Raw genomic sequence first — 15,349 nt, forward strand, 5'->3', positions numbered from 1 at the left:
CAATTCTGCGGACTTTTTTAATGGTCAGATGATTGTAGTTTAATCCCCAAAACTTGAGTATATGCACCTCTAGCTTGTGTCACCCCAATTGTCCGCTGTGCTGACTCTATCATCGGACGGCGCAAACTCACAACTATAAACTGTGCCTGTTCTGCCTGTTGTTTAATCATTCTCGCTAATCGTTCCACATTTGACCCATCTAAAAACATATCAACTTCATCAAAGGCGTAAAATGGAGATGGACGATAACGTTGTAGAGAGAAAATAAAACTTAATGCAGTTAAGGATTTCTCTCCCCCAGACATAGAAGCAAGACGTTGGACGGGTTTTCCTTTCGGGTGTGCAACTAGGTTTAAACCACTGTTAAAAGGATCTTCGGGATTATCTAGTTGTAAATAACCGTCACCATCGGAAAGGATAGCAAAAATTGATTGGAAATTCTCATTTACTGCATCAAAAGCTTCTTTAAATGCTTTTTGACGGAGGGTGGTAAAGTTTTCAATTCTTAATAATAATTCTGTCCGTTCACCTTCTAAAGTCTCTAATTTTTCCGTAAGTTCTTGAAGACGACCTTGGACTTTATCGAATTCTTCCAAAGCTAACATATTCACAGGTTCCATTGCCTGTAAACGTTTACCTAAACTCCGCAATTCTTTTTGTAAGTCTTCTAAATCAACTTTATTGGGAACTTCTGGGAGGGGACTGGGTAATTCTGCACCTAAATCTCGCAATTGGTTTTGCAGTGCTGTTAAATCTTCCCGGCGTTTTTGTTGAGTTTCTTGCAGTTTCTCAATTTCCCATTGTAATTGTTGTTGACGCAATAAGAGCGATCGCAATTCGGTTTCTGCTGTATCTCGGTTCTTTTTCTCTTCCCCTAAATTCTCTTCTAATTTCCGCAAATTAGCTTGCATTGTGGTAATCAAATTATTCAATTCTTCAACTTGACTATTAACTGTTGCTTGTTGCTGTTTTCCTGTCGTTTCTTCTTGTTGATATTGAATAACTCTGGTTTGAGATTCTTCTATTTTTTCTTGTAATCGTTGTTGTTGATTTTCGAGATTTTTTAATTGTTGTTGCACATCTCTTAACGCGGTTTCTCGTTGTTGTAATTCCTGTTCTTGGGTTTTAATGATAGCTTGGATTTGTTGCCATTCGCTGGGGGTTTGGGAAGATTCCAACTCAGCTAAAGTATGTCTCAATTGTTGTAATTGAGTTTCTTGTTCTGGTAATTCCTGATTTAAAATTTCTAACCGGGATTGTGCAGATGTGAATTTTTGGGTATTTTGGGAAAGTTGGGAACGAGTATTTTCTAACTGCGTTGTTAAACCTTTAATATCTTTCTTTAACTGTTCTAAATATAATTGTTGTTCTCTGCGTCCTTGACGTGCTTCCGTCAATTCTATAGTTAATGTTTTAGTGCGAGTTGCTAAAGTAGAAATTGCTTCTCCACAACGTTCTAAAATCCGATCAATATCTATTAAGCGAGTTTTTAAATTAGCGACTTCTTGAGATTCTCCGGCTTCACCGCTATCAAAGCGTAAAGATGAACGTTGATTACCGCTACCTCCAGTCATTGCGCCGCTAGTTTCCAATAATTCCCCTTGTAAAGTGACTATCCGATATAGTCCCATGTTTTTCCGAGCTTGTGCCAGGGTTGCAAATACCACCGTTGCACCAAAAACATAGGCAAATACATCATGATAACGGCGATCGCATTCTACCAAATCTACCGCATAACTGACAAAACCATCAGCTAAACGCAGAGTTGCATCTTGAGTAAATTTCGGGACTTTAATTTTATTTAAAGGTAAAAAAGTTGCCCTTCCGGCCCGTTTTTGTTTCAACAGTTCAATTCCCGCAGATGCCACACTATCATCTTCCACCACAATATGCCCTAAACGCCCACCAGCAGCCATTTCTAAAGCTAATTGATATTTAGGATCTACCTTGCCCAACTGCACTACCAAACCCCATAAACCAGGCATTTCTGACTGTAAAATTACCTTACTAGCTTGTGTTCCTTGGATCTCCTGTTGTGCCTGTGTTTGTGCTTCTAATTTATCTAATTGACGTTGTTTATCGCGTTGTTCTTGTAAAAGTCGCTTTTGGGTATCTTGTTGAATTTGTAACTCTTGTTCTGTCGCAGCGAGATTTTCGGCTAAATTTTGAATAGGTTGGGTAGAAGCATTAAATTCTGTTTCCAAACGCCCACATTCAACTTGCTTTGCGGTTAATTCCGGTTCTAAAGTTGCAATTAACTGAGATTGTTCCGAAATCAATTGTTGTAATTGAGTATTCCGTTCCTGTAATTGCGCCTGTTCAGTGCGTTGGGGTTCGAGAATATGCAGCAAAGATTCAATTTGCCGATTTAAAGCTGTTTGTTGTTGTACCCAAGCTTCCGAAGCTGAGGCAATTTCCGCAGCAGCTTGACGAGAAGACTCTAAATTTTGTTGAGCTTTATCTCTTTCTGATTGTAGAGATGTGACATTCAACATTTCTACATTGTGTTGTTTTTTAGCTTCCTCTAAAGCAAGTTGATATTGTTGAATTTCCTGATAAGTTTGATTTAATCGCTTTGTGGATTCTTGAATAGATGTTTCTAATTCCCGTTGTTGTCGTTGGAGTTGTTTCCGTTCAGCTTCTTGAGTAGCGAGATTTGATTGAACAGAAAGAAGTTCCTCCTCACCCAAAGCCTTAACCCGAAGATTGAGTTGATCTAATTCAGTAGTTTTCTGATCAATTTGGGAATTAGTTGTATTTAATTCAGTAGTAAAATTACTGAAATTACGATCGCCATCTTGAACTTGTGCAACCAGCTTTTCCTGCTGTGCTTGGAGAGAACGCCAAGATAACACCGCCTCCCAAGACTGCTTTTGAATAAACTCAATTTTCAATAATTGATACTTTTCCGCCTTAGCCTTGTCTTGAGAAAGGCGATCGCATTGTACACTTAACTCAGTCTGAATAATCCGACAACTATCTTCCTTATCCTTCACCTCATCCAAAGTAGACTTAGCTTGGAGTATTTTCCGATCATAAGTCGCCACCCCGGCCAACTCATCAATAATTTCCCGACGTTCCCGCGCATTCATCGAGATAATACTCGTTACATCCCCCTGTAACACCACATTATAGCCTTCAGGATAAATCCGCAACTCTTCTAAATCCTCATGTAACTCAGACAGAGTACAAGCGACACCATTAATATAATAATTAGACGTATACCCCCCTTGTTGAGACACCCGCAACCGCCGAGTCACACTCCACTCAGACGATTTTAGATTTTGGATTTTGGATTTTGGATTTTCCTCCGTCTCCTCTACTTCCCCTACCTCCCCTACTTCCTCCCTCTGCGCCACTGCGCCTCTGCGAGAGACATCCGAAATATCAAAAGTCACAGTTACACTAGCTTCCAGAGCCGAACGCCCCTTATGTTTTTGGGCATTATTCACCAAATCCGGTAAACGTTCCGCCCGCATACCCTTAGAACTAGCCAGTCCCAAACAAAACAACAAAGCATCTAGAATATTTGACTTCCCAGAACCATTGGGACCAGATATGACAGTACAACCCGGTAGCAAAGGGACAGCAGTAGTCCCACCGAAGGATTTAAAATTGGTAAGTTCAACGCGCTTGACATATACCATGAGGCACTGGTTAACTATGATTATGATCTGGGTTAAGTAAACAAGTGTACCAATTATTTATCATTTCGTGGCTATAAAAAAGAGTAATAAATAAATTTATGCAGATTCAAACGCCAGATTGGGTGAAACACGCAGTTTTCTATCAAATATTCCCCGATAGATTTGCGAGAAGTCAGCGTTCCCGTCACACTTTCTTAAATAATAGCAATTTAGAAGCCTGGGATGCACCACCTACACTCCAAGGTTACAAAGGTGGTGATTTATGGGGTGTGCTGGAAAAATTAGACTATATCCAAAGTTTAGGGGTGAATGCAATTTACTTTACACCCATTTTCCAATCTGCTAGTAATCATCGTTATCATACCCATAATTATTACCAAGTTGATCCGATGTTGGGGGGAAATCAAGCTTTACGAGAATTAATAGATGCAGCCCATTCACGAAATATGAAAATAGTTCTCGATGGCGTATTTAATCATTCTAGTCGAGGCTTTTTCTTTTTTCATGATGTCTTAGAAAATGGTTCTAATTCCCCTTGGGTAAATTGGTTTAAAATTCAAAATTGGCCGCTTGCACCTTATGATGGTAATTTACCCGCTAACTATGATGCTTGGGCGGGGATTCGCTCTTTACCAACCTTTAATCATGATCATCCAGATGTGAAGGAGTATATCATGAAAATTGCCGAATATTGGCTGAAATTTGGCATTGATGGTTGGCGGTTAGATGTGCCTTATGAAATTAAAACTCCGGGTTTTTGGCAGGAATTTCGCCAACGAGTTAAAGGTATTAATCCTCATGCTTATATTGTGGGGGAAGTTTGGACAGATGCCCGTGAATGGCTCGATGGGACGCAATTTGATGGGGTACTCAATTATTTATTTAATGAGGCAGTTCTGGCGTTTGCTGTAGGCGATCGCATCGTATTAGAATTAGTAGAGTCTCAGAGTTATTATCCCTATCCTGCCCTAGATGCGGCTGGTTATGCAGCCAAAATTCACAGCCTTTTAGAATTATATCCTTGGGAAATTCAACTAACTCAATTAAACGTCTTGAGTAGCCATGATACAGCCAGATTAATGAGTATTGCTGATGGTGATCAAGCAAGTGTAGAATTATCTAATTTGTTATTATTCACCTTTCCCGGTGCGCCGAGTATTTACTATGGTGATGAAGTGGGTTTACCTGGAGGCATAGATCCAGATTGTCGCCGTGTTTTCCCCCTAGAATCTGACTGGAATCAAGAACTTTTAAATACTCACAAACAATTAATTTCTCTACGTCAAAATCATCCAGCTTTGCGACTTGGTAGTTATCAAGTTCTTTATGCAGTAGGAACAGTTTATGTATTTGCGCGGATTTTAGAAAGGGAAGAATTAATTATTGCTGTGAATGTGGGGACTGAATCTATTACGGTGAATATAGATTGTAGTAATTTGCAAAATCAACCTGAACAAGTTTTATTTGGAAATGGAGAAATTGTCTGGAAGGGGGAAAATGTTTGTTTAACTATTCCTCCCCGTAGTGGTTTAATTTTGGGATAAATGTTAAAATCTGCTAAAAAAAGTAGAGACGTTCCATGGAACGTCTCTACAAGGGTTTTGGAGGAGGCATATTTAATTTTTGAAGATGTCTAAGAGGTTGTTTGAAAAGTATTAGATGAAACCAATAATTTCCAAGAACCTAACCCCCCAGCCCCCTTCCCTACCAGGGAATGGGGGTTTCAAAGCCTCTCCCCGCGTCGGGGAGAGGTTTGGAGAGGGGTTTATTTATACATTAAAAACTTTTAAAACATCCTCTAATGATTTTTGATGATATCCAAACTGTTGGAGAGACGTTTGTCCGGAACGTCTCTACACCTAAATTCATCCTTCGTTTCAGCAACGCCAAATTTTTGACCTATTATCTATTACATCCTTTCCTAACGAGTGACTTACGGTGATATATTTGGATAATAGCCAGTGTGAAAAAATATTTGTTGGTGATATTTTTTTGAGCTTTGTGGGTAATCTAATCACATAGGAGTAATGCTGCAATTTAGACAACAGCAATTTTTAAGGTATGGCTAGTACCGCAGGGCGTTCGTCAAAAGTCAAAAGTCAAAAGTCAAAACGAATATACAATGAGCTTTCCAGTAGTTTGGAATGGTCTATTTATTTCCGCCGACCTGTACTAGTTCCGGGAATGATTATTTGGTTCGGTGCGGTAAGCAGATTGAGCGAAAGAAAAGAATTGTTACATATATTGAACTTATTTCATTTGGCGGTTCAATATTGTTCGGCGGGGTTAATGCCATCAAACAGTCTTGGAAAAAACCTAAGCAAGCAGTAGTTCAATCGGCTGAAAATGAGTTACAGAAACAAATTAAGGGGTATGAGTTAATTTTACAGCGTGAACCGAATAATCAAACAGCTTTAGAAAAGCTGTCTATTATTCGGTTAAAGTCGGGAGATAATCAGGGAGCGATCGCTTTGATGGAGAAGTTGGTAAAATTACATCCAGATAGACAGGATTATAAAACTGTTTTGGCAAATACAAAGAAGACAATAGGGAAGTAAAAGTTATATTCAGAATTGTTTATAATATAGTTTGATGGATATAAAATTATATCCCGTCTTAGCTAACACCAACATATTCTTCCAAAATGGAAAACTATGGACACCCTGAAAATTGCTCCTTCAACACAGTTACCAGATCATACCCAATTACCCTGTGAAGATGGAACATTTGTGAAAAATTTTCAAGAACATCCTCAAAGTATTCTTTTAACAGAATCTATCTGGTCAAAATTACAAACAATTCATCCAGACAAACAATTTTGCATAGGACAAGATAGCGGTATTTATTGGCGGATTACAGAACCACCAGAAAGTGGCGCAGAAGCACCAGATTGGTTTTATGTTCCTGATGTGCCACCTGCTTTAAATGGTCAAATGCGCCGTTCTTATGTGATGTGGCAAGAATTAGTTGCTCCCCTAATTGTCATTGAATTTGTATCCGGTAATGGTAAAGAAGAAAGGGACGAAACTCCATATCAGGGCAAATTTTGGGTTTATGAAAAAGCGATTAGAGTGCCTTTTTACGGTATTTATGAAGAAAATAAATCATCCTTAGAATTATATCATTTAATCGAAGGACAATATCACTTGATGCCACCTAATGCCAGGGGTCATTATGTAATTGAAAAAATGGGTGTTGAATTAGGAATTTGGCAAGGAACATATAAAAATGTCGAGTTACCTTGGCTAAGGTGGTGGGATTTGGAAGGTAATTTCTTGTTAACAGGAGAAGAACAGGCTGAACAGGAAAAACAGCGGGCTGAACAGGAAAAGCAGCGGGCTGAACAGGAAAAGCAACGGGCTGATAGATTAGCAGCAAAATTGCGAGAATTAGGCGTTGAATTTGATAATTGAGCAATCTTGTATATGGAGATGATTTAAATCACAGTTAACCGGGCGGTTAGAAACCGCGTCTACACAGGCAAGACCCACCTAAGTGGGTTTAAATTCATTGGGTTTGTTAAAATTAAATAGCAGAAAAATATGGAGTTTTTGGCCAATGAAAACTTTAGTTAAATGGACAATTAGCGACTACCATAAAATGATTGAATCAGACATTTTAACAGGTCGTAATTGCGAGTTAATAGATGGAGAAATTGTAGAAATGAGTCCAGAATTACCTCAACATTATAATACTGCAAAAAGAAGTGTAAATTACTTAGGAAATCTTTTACAAGGAAAAGCAGATGTCAGGTTTAATAGTCCAATTACTTTGTCTAATTCTGAACCAGAACCAGATATTGCCATTGTTAAATTACCCGAACACAGATATAATCAACATCATCCATATCCCGATGATATTTTTTGGTTGATTGCAGTTGCTAATACGAGTTTAAGTAAAGATTTATTAATTAAAAGAAAAATCTATGCCCAAGCGCAAATAGCTGAGTATTGGATTATCAACTTAACAAGTCAAGAATTAATAGTTTTTCGTAACCCTGACAACAGGGATTATTTAATGAAAGTAAAATGGCAAGAACCGATAATTAAGTCTTTAGCTTTTCCTGATATTGAGATTATTGTTAGTCAGATGTTGAACTGATATAAATGAACGAAATTGCGTCGTTTTCGGCTTTGGGAATAACTTATTGAGTAGGGTGCGTCAGATAGAGGGAATCTGTTTTTTTGTCAAAATATCGTGTCTGACGCACCCTACAAGGGATAAAATTTACCTCACATATTTGGGGAATTTTGTCAATGCGTAAATCCTAGTATAGTTGAGATTGAATCTACTAATCAAATTTAGTTATTTTTGAGGATACCAATTATCATCTAATAGTTGTTCTAATGAATACGGACAATTATCAGGTAATAGGTTAAGAGATATTCCTGTTTTTTCAATAACTAACTTCATTGATACATTGTAAATATGCTCTAGTTCTTGACTTAACTTATTTTTTAATGTAGTCGTTAAGTTATTATTTATATCATCTCGAAAAGCAATAATTTCTCCCCTCCAATGACGATAATTACGATCATATTCTTGTTCCCAATATTGTAATAATAAAATATGAATCATAATCTGTCTTAACAGACTTCTAACTTTGTTTAAATCATTTCTTCCCAAACTTTCCAACTCCTCAATTAAATTATCTAAATCTAGATTATCTAGATCTTTGATTTTTAACAGTTTAATAGTTTCTTGCAACCATAGATAATCGTCACTTTCATACAGTTTTTGGAGTTGATTTTGTGTTAAATTTGTCATAATCACAATCCTTTTTTGTGAGTTAGTGATCATTTACTATGTGCATCATAGAGAAATTGTCTTTATTAGGGTTTTGGTAGTTTCAACGCTTATTCCTTGCACTTGTTTCACCTTTTTTACCTTCAAACTCTGATATATCTCAGTTCTAGGTTTATATGGCTAACGCCACGCCACGCTATTAGCAGACCCTACTTAAAGATTAACATAATTTCAGTATTTTGGATATCATCAAACTTTAAATTATGATGAGAATTTATCAGGGATTCCTGACTATATGGTTGCTCAACGTTCTTCTAGGGGTAAAATTATTTTGGAGAAGCCTTATCTAATTATAGTGGAAGCTAAAAAGGATAACTTTGAGGAAGGTTGGGGACAATGTTTAGGGGAACTGATTGCTGCACAAAAAATGAATAGTAATCAAAATAGTCGGTTATTTGGCATACTTTCTAATGGTAAGTTATGGGAATTTGCAGTTTTGCAAGAAATGGAGTTTATTAAGAATGTTAAATATTATGTATTAGAGAATTTACAAGCGCTGATGGAGGTGTTAAGCTTTATATTCAGTAATAGTTTTGAACAGGTTATTTATTGAGTTTTTAAGTAGTTAATAAATTCTGTGACTCCATCATATTGATCATGGTAGTCAAAATACTGATTTAACACTTGTATATCTAAATCTGGTAATAATTGACTTTGATTAACCTGATTATATTCATCATTTTCTAAAGCATAGATTTTTAATAATCCATCTTCCCAAATCCAAACTTCAGGAATACCAATTCGTTTGTATATTTCTAATATTTTTATATTTCCACTGGTGAAAATTACCTCAATAATTAAATCGGGAATGTCTTTTTTGCTATGAAAAATATAGGATTCATCAGGTTCTTTACGTCCAGTTATATTTTTATTTCCTAAAGTGGCACTACCTCCAGCATAAAATCTAACCCTTTTTTCTCTACAGTATGCTTCTAACAATAAACTAATTGTTCTTTTGTAATATTCATGTTCTTGTCCTAAATTCATAATAATTTCTAATTCTCCATCTAAATAAATAAATCTTATCCCCTCAATATCTTGAAAGGTGGTTTCTATTTGCTCAAATTTTTCCCAAGTAATTCCTGTAAGAACTAGATGATTATTTGGTACAATAGCTTTTTGTAATGTAGTTGTCATAGTTTTTATTCCTCAAATACAAGGTATGGAAGCGGTGACGCGGTGAGGATGTAGAGAAGAAGCGATTACGTTTCTAAAATTACTTGGATATTTGTTAATAATTGTATCATAAAATATGGATAGATTATGGAAGGATTCAAGGGATTGATACTGACATTTTCATGTTAATTGTAAATATTTGTGAAAATAAACGTCCGTGTGTCTATAAGATGATAGATTTTCGGGGATTGTGGGTACTCTCTAGATGTAAAGGTAATTAGGGGGGAGTTAAGCAAGCGATCGCTTTGATGGAAAGGTTGGTAAAATTACATCCAGATAGACAGGATTGTGATTGATGAATTTTCTAGAAATATTTAAAGATAAACTTTGCAATTATGAATGGAGTTGCTCCCAAAAGTCAGGACTGGCGTACAATGCTGGAATTGACTAATATTAAGCCACACCAAGTTAAAAACAGTATCTTATCTTATGCCAGCATTTTTATTAGAGGTCGGTACAGAAGAATTACCCGCAGGTTTTTTGAGTGATGCTATTGTACAATGGCGATCACGCATTCCCGAAAGTCTCAAAACCCATAATCTCCCCGAAGCGGTTGTTGAAGTCTATGGAACACCGCGACGGTTAGCAGTTCTGATTACTGGTTTACCTTCCCAACAAGCAGACAGAGAAGAAGAAATCAAAGGTCCACCTGCACAAGCAGCTTTTAAAGATGGACAACCCACTAAAGCCGCCATTGGTTTTGCGAGTAAGCAAGGTGTAGATATTTCCGCTTTAGAAATTCGTCCCACAGAAAAAGGCGATTTCGTCTTTGTTAACAAACAAATTCCCGGTCGTCCCATAGCCGATATTTTAACCGAACTTGTTCCCCAATGGGTCTGGAACTTAGAAGGCAAGCGGTTAATGCGCTGGGGACATGGTGACGGACGATTTTCGCGCCCAATTCGCACCTTAGTCACATTGTTAGATGGGGAAATTTTACCACTACAATTAGAAAATGGGGCAAAAATTGTCAAGAGCGATCGCCTTTCTCGCACCCATAGAGTCTTACACCCCGAACCCGTCAGCATTGACCACGCTACAGAATATGTGAAAACATTGGCTTCTGGTTATGTAAATGTCCCTCCAGAAAACCGAGCCGAAATTATCATAGAACAAGTCAAAGCAGCCGCTGAAAAATTAGGCGGATATACGCCAATTTACCCCGACTTGTTAGCAGAAGTTGTCAATTTAGTTGAATATCCCACAGCAGTTATCGGACAATTTGAAGAAGAATTTCTCAACTTACCAAAAGAAGTAATTACCGAAGTCATGGTAAGTCATCAGCGTTATTTTCCCGTCTTCAAAAACGCTGATTGCCAGGAATTATTACCCAATTTTATCACCATTAGTAACGGAGATCCAGCCAAATCTGATATTATTGCTGTTGGTAATGCCAGAGTAATTCGAGCGCGGTTAGCAGACGGCAGATTTTTCTATAAAGCTGATTTAGCTAAACCCTTAGAAAGCTATTTACCCCAATTAGAAAAAGTCACATTCCAAGAAGATTTAGGTTCAGTTCGTGCCAAAGTTGAAAGAATAGTTAAAAATGCCGAAAAAATTACTACCCAATTACAATTAAATCCAGATAAAATCCAGAATATACAAAGATCCGCATTACTCTGTAAAGCCGATTTAGTAACGCAAATGGTCTATGAATTCCCAGAATTACAAGGAATCATGGGCGAAAAATACGCCTTAGCCAATGGCGAAAATCCAGAAATTGCAAAAGCGATTTTTGAGCATTATTTACCCAGAAATGCTGATGATATTTTTCCCCAAACTCTCACAGGTCAAATTGTCGGTTTAGCGGATAGATTAGATACCTTAGTTAGTATTTTTGGTTTAGGATTAATTCCCTCTGGTTCATCAGATCCTTTTGCATTACGTCGCGCAGCAAATGCCATTATTAATATTACCTGGTTGGCAAATTTGCAAATTAATTTATCAACCCTTTTAGAACAAATCGCCACAGATTTCGCTACAACTTTTAATAAAGATGCCAAATCCTTAATTAAAAGATTGCAAGAATTTTTCCTGCAACGAATTCGCACCTTATTACAAGACGAAAAACAGATAGATTACGATTTAGTAAATGCAGTTTTGGGAGAAAATGATCCTGAATACACAGAACGTGCATTAACGGATTTATTAGATGTCCGCGATCGCGCTCTCTATTTACAACAAATCCGCAAAGATGGTACATTAGATAAAATCTACGAAACTGTCAACCGTTCTACCCGTCTCGCAGCCCAGGGAAATCTAGACTTCCAAACCCTAGAACCACAACCTTTAATTAATCCCCAACTGTTCCAGAAAAAATCCGAATCTGCATTTTATAACGCTTTACTCGAATTAGTTCCTCAAACCCAAGCAGCACAACAAAACCGGGACTACCAACTGTTAGTAACCGCACTGGCAAAAATCGCCCCCACTGTCAGTACATTTTTTGATGGTGAAGACAGCGTTTTAGTTATGGACGCAAATCCCGATATTAAGCAAAATCGTCTAAATCTGCTGGGATTATTACGAAATCACGCCCGTGTACTGGCGGACTTTGGCGCAATAGTCAAAAATTTGTAGCCTAAAGCAACAAAAAGTTGTGTAATTTGCACCAATTAACACTACAATAGGGGAGCTTAACCAGGGATGCTACAAAGTCTATGCCAGAAGCGTTAATTATTGGATTCGGAAAATCCGGTGTTGCTGCGGCAAGATTGTTGAAACAGGAAGGCTGGGAGGTTGAACTTTGCGATAGTAGCACCTCCCCAACCCTCCTCGAACAACAACAACAACTCGCCAGCAAACACATTACCGTCAAATTAAGACACAAACCAGAATTCACCAATTCTGATATATCCAAATTAATAGTTGTCAGTCCCGGAGTTCCTTGGGATATTCCTATTTTAGCCAAAGCGCGAGAAATAGGCATAGAAACTATTGGTGAAATGGAACTAGCTTGGCGACATTTACAAGATATTCCTTGGGTAGCAATCACTGGTACAAATGGTAAAACCACCACCACCGCGTTAACTGCGGCCATTTTCCAAACAGCAGGATTGAACGCTCCCGCCTGTGGTAACATTGGTCACGCCGCCTGTGAAGTTGCAATCCAAAATCCAAAATCTAAAATCCAAAATCGCCCTGATTGGATAATTGGTGAACTTAGTAGTTATCAAATCGAATCTTCCGTTACTTTAGCGCCTCGCATTGGGATTTGGACAACCTTCACCCCAGATCATTTAGCCCGACATAAAACATTAGAAAATTACTATAATATCAAAGCCAAATTATTACATAATTCCCAAATTCAAATATTTAATGGTGATGATACTTATTTGAACAAATTAGGATTAACTCATTGGCCAAATGCCTATTGGACAACCGTTAAAGGTGAAAAATTCCTAATCGGTGAAAAAGGCTTTTATATAGAAAATGGCTGGGTAATGGAAAAAATCACCGCCACACCCCAACCCATTGTTGAGGTATCTGCATTGCTAATGGTAGGGGAACATAACCAGCAAAATCTCCTCATGTCCGTCGCCGCTGCTAGATTAGCAGGTATAGATATTGCCGCTATTTCTCAAGCTGTCCGTGAATTCCCTGGCGTTCCCCATCGCTTAGAGCATATCTGCAATTGGCAAGGCATTGATTTTATTAATGATAGCAAAGCCACCAATTACGACGCAGCCGAAGTAGGATTAGCATCTGTGCAAAGTCCCGCCATTTTAATCGCTGGTGGAGAAGCCAAAGCCGGAGATGATACCGCCTGGTTAGCCCAAATTCAAGCTAAAGCCGCCGCTGTCTTACTCGTAGGTAACGCAGCACCAGCATTTTCTAAACGTCTGCAAGAGGTGGGATATAGTAATTATCACATAGTGGAAACAATGGCAAACGCTGTATCCATGTCTGCGGAATTAGCCAAAAAATATCAAGCCTCAGTAGTATTACTATCTCCAGCTTGCGCTAGTTTTGACCAATATCCTAACTTTGAAATGCGGGGTGAAGACTTTCGGCAATTGTGCCAAAAATACCTAGTACCGTAGGGTAGAATTAACTTATTTCTCATCTGCCATGAAGAAGATAATTCTATCAATTATTAGAATTAAACGTAAAGAACTTGTCGCAATACCAAAATTCGTTTGTATTCCGTGACATACTCCATGACGATTAAGTTGATTTTCTTCATCTATTTCTGAATCATATTCTTTATATAGATAAGCAATCACTTTGGGGAAATTCTCATTAAGTAAATCTACTAACTTATCGTTTATCCAAATTTCTTCCTTCCATTTTTCCATTAAGGTATTAACCGCATTTTCCAGGCATTCGTTATCTAGCTTTTTCCAACAAATAACTCCTTTAAGACCAACTTCCTTTGCCGCATCTTTTAATAATCCTTCTATTTGTGGTATTAGTGCGGATATACTCAAGTAATATTTTTCTTTTAAATAGGCTGTCATTCCTTCTTTTAATATAGGAAATCTTTCTTCTACATTGCTATTTCTTTTATTTTTCCAATTATCTAAAGTTTCTTCAATTTTTGATAATACCATTAATTTATCAACAAATATTTGATCTGGTGTTAGTTGCTGTTCATAGGCATCCTTTACAACTTGCGAAACCGTTTCACTGTGAAAAGTTGAAGTTGGTAAAATCCAATTAGGATAAAATTGATTTTCAATTTCTATAATCATAAGTTTCATCATTAATTTGTTAGACACATTTCAAAAACTATTTATTAAATCATGAATAAAAAAATTAGTCTATCAAGCATAAGTATTAACTTTAAAGAATTTTTAGCCGTACCAAAATTAGTTATTCCTCCATGACAAAGACCTTTACGATATAATCCATCATTATTAGGTATTTCTCTATCATCTTTGTACAATTTTTTCAGCATTTCCAATAACGGACTTAAAATATTACCTATGTTGTTAATGTCTTTTTCTTGGTTACAAATTAGTTTTAATGATGTAATTACTCTCTCAATGTCACTATCTGATAAACCATCACTATCAGGAATTTTCTTCATCTTAGTAATATCAGTATTTTTTTCTATTATATCTCTGATAACGCCTTCTACTTGAGGAATTAAAGTTGAAACACTTAAGAAAAAATTTTTTTCGTTATGTGCTTCTAATGCTTCTTTAAAAATAGGATATCTATGTTGTAGATTATTATATTCTATCCAACTTTCCAATATGTCATCAACAGTCATTAATTTATTTATTAATACAACAATACTTTGATCATTTACGGGATTTGATTTAAAAAAATCTTCAATTATATATGGATCACCAAAAATATATCTGAATTGTTTATTTACAATTACTAATGTTGAAGTAGGTAATATCCATTCAGTATTTGTAAAATATTTATTTTCTAATTCATGGATACAATTTATTATGTGTGAAGAAAAAAATTGTGAGTATTTTTTTCTTTTATTTCTACATAATCTTCCCATAAATTACTGATATAATCATCGTTCTTACAATAATATATCCAATCTTTTCCAGTGAAACTATAGCTTTTTAAATTAATTCCATCTTTCAATTCTTGAGATTTCATTTTTTTCATCTCATTTTCCATCTCAGATTCAATCAAAGATTTACAATTTTTAATACTTTTTTTCTTTGTGTTACTAATTGTCGGATCTTGTTGGAGATCTCAGGACTTACGCAACTGGCACATTGGTAAGGTGCGTCAGATATCAAAAATCT

12 protein-coding genes are annotated in these 15,349 nt (G+C 36.7%); 7 read left to right on the forward strand and 5 right to left on the reverse strand.

Annotated elements, in window-relative coordinates; all coding sequences use genetic code 11:
- Nucleotides 1-17: 17 nt before the first annotated feature.
- Nucleotides 18-3,647, reverse strand: coding sequence for a chromosome segregation protein SMC (smc, locus tag CA730_RS14220; protein ID WP_096668206.1), 3,630 nt, complete (start codon nucleotides 3,645-3,647; stop codon nucleotides 18-20).
- Between the two features lie 98 nt (nucleotides 3,648-3,745).
- Here smc and CA730_RS14225 point away from each other — a divergent pair, with 98 nt between their 5' ends.
- The 4 genes from CA730_RS14225 (at nucleotide 3,746) to CA730_RS14240 (ending at nucleotide 7,748) form a co-directional block, all read left to right on the forward strand.
- Complete coding sequence (locus CA730_RS14225; protein ID WP_096668208.1) at nucleotides 3,746-5,191, forward strand: glycoside hydrolase family 13 protein; 1,446 nt, start codon at nucleotides 3,746-3,748, stop codon at nucleotides 5,189-5,191.
- 600 nt (nucleotides 5,192-5,791) lie between these two features.
- Nucleotides 5,792-6,205 (forward strand): tetratricopeptide repeat protein, encoded by a 414-nt coding sequence (locus CA730_RS14230; RefSeq protein ID WP_096668210.1) that lies wholly within the window; start codon nucleotides 5,792-5,794, stop codon nucleotides 6,203-6,205.
- A 96-nt stretch (nucleotides 6,206-6,301) separates the two neighbouring features.
- Nucleotides 6,302-7,060 (forward strand): Uma2 family endonuclease, encoded by a 759-nt coding sequence (locus tag CA730_RS14235; protein ID WP_096668212.1) that lies wholly within the window; start codon nucleotides 6,302-6,304, stop codon nucleotides 7,058-7,060.
- A gap of 145 nt (nucleotides 7,061-7,205) precedes the next feature.
- On the forward strand, nucleotides 7,206-7,748 hold the full coding sequence (locus CA730_RS14240) for a Uma2 family endonuclease (RefSeq protein WP_096671536.1): 543 nt from the start codon (nucleotides 7,206-7,208) through the stop codon (nucleotides 7,746-7,748).
- A 204-nt stretch (nucleotides 7,749-7,952) separates the two neighbouring features.
- Here the strand turns inward: CA730_RS14240 and CA730_RS14245 are convergent, their stop codons facing one another.
- Entirely contained in the window at nucleotides 7,953-8,414 is a 462-nt protein-coding gene (locus CA730_RS14245) for a DUF29 domain-containing protein (protein WP_096668214.1), read from the reverse strand.
- Between the two features lie 274 nt (nucleotides 8,415-8,688).
- Between CA730_RS14245 and CA730_RS14250 the strand changes: the two genes are divergently transcribed.
- Nucleotides 8,689-9,006 (forward strand): hypothetical protein, encoded by a 318-nt coding sequence (locus CA730_RS14250; RefSeq protein WP_197705445.1) that lies wholly within the window; start codon nucleotides 8,689-8,691, stop codon nucleotides 9,004-9,006.
- Here CA730_RS14250 and CA730_RS14255 read toward each other — a convergent pair.
- A complete protein-coding gene (locus tag CA730_RS14255) occupies nucleotides 9,000-9,590 on the reverse strand; it encodes a Uma2 family endonuclease (protein ID WP_096668216.1) in 591 nt (196 codons plus the stop codon). The two genes, CA730_RS14250 and CA730_RS14255, sit on opposite strands and share 7 nt — an antisense overlap.
- A 468-nt stretch (nucleotides 9,591-10,058) precedes the next feature.
- Between CA730_RS14255 and glyS the strand changes: the two genes are divergently transcribed.
- Entirely contained in the window at nucleotides 10,059-12,209 is a 2,151-nt protein-coding gene (gene glyS, locus CA730_RS14260; RefSeq protein WP_096668218.1) for a glycine--tRNA ligase subunit beta, read from the forward strand.
- A gap of 80 nt (nucleotides 12,210-12,289) precedes the next feature.
- Nucleotides 12,290-13,672 carry a UDP-N-acetylmuramoyl-L-alanine--D-glutamate ligase gene (gene murD, locus CA730_RS14265; RefSeq protein ID WP_096668220.1) on the forward strand — a complete coding sequence of 461 codons (1,383 nt, stop codon included), beginning with the start codon at nucleotides 12,290-12,292 and terminating at the stop codon, nucleotides 13,670-13,672.
- Nucleotides 13,673-13,684: 12 nt separating this feature from the next.
- Here murD and CA730_RS14270 read toward each other — a convergent pair whose 3' ends face one another.
- Both CA730_RS14270 and CA730_RS14275 read right to left on the reverse strand, forming a co-directional pair.
- Nucleotides 13,685-14,350, reverse strand: coding sequence for a hypothetical protein (locus CA730_RS14270; RefSeq protein ID WP_157749980.1), 666 nt, complete (start codon nucleotides 14,348-14,350; stop codon nucleotides 13,685-13,687).
- A gap of 17 nt (nucleotides 14,351-14,367) precedes the next feature.
- Nucleotides 14,368-15,093, reverse strand: a complete 726-nt coding sequence (locus tag CA730_RS14275; protein WP_096668224.1) for a hypothetical protein — start codon at nucleotides 15,091-15,093, stop codon at nucleotides 14,368-14,370.
- Nucleotides 15,094-15,349 lie beyond the last annotated feature (256 nt).

It is taken from the genome of Dolichospermum compactum NIES-806 (genome assembly GCF_002368115.1).
In the GTDB taxonomy this organism is placed as follows: domain Bacteria; phylum Cyanobacteriota; class Cyanobacteriia; order Cyanobacteriales; family Nostocaceae; genus Dolichospermum; species Dolichospermum compactum.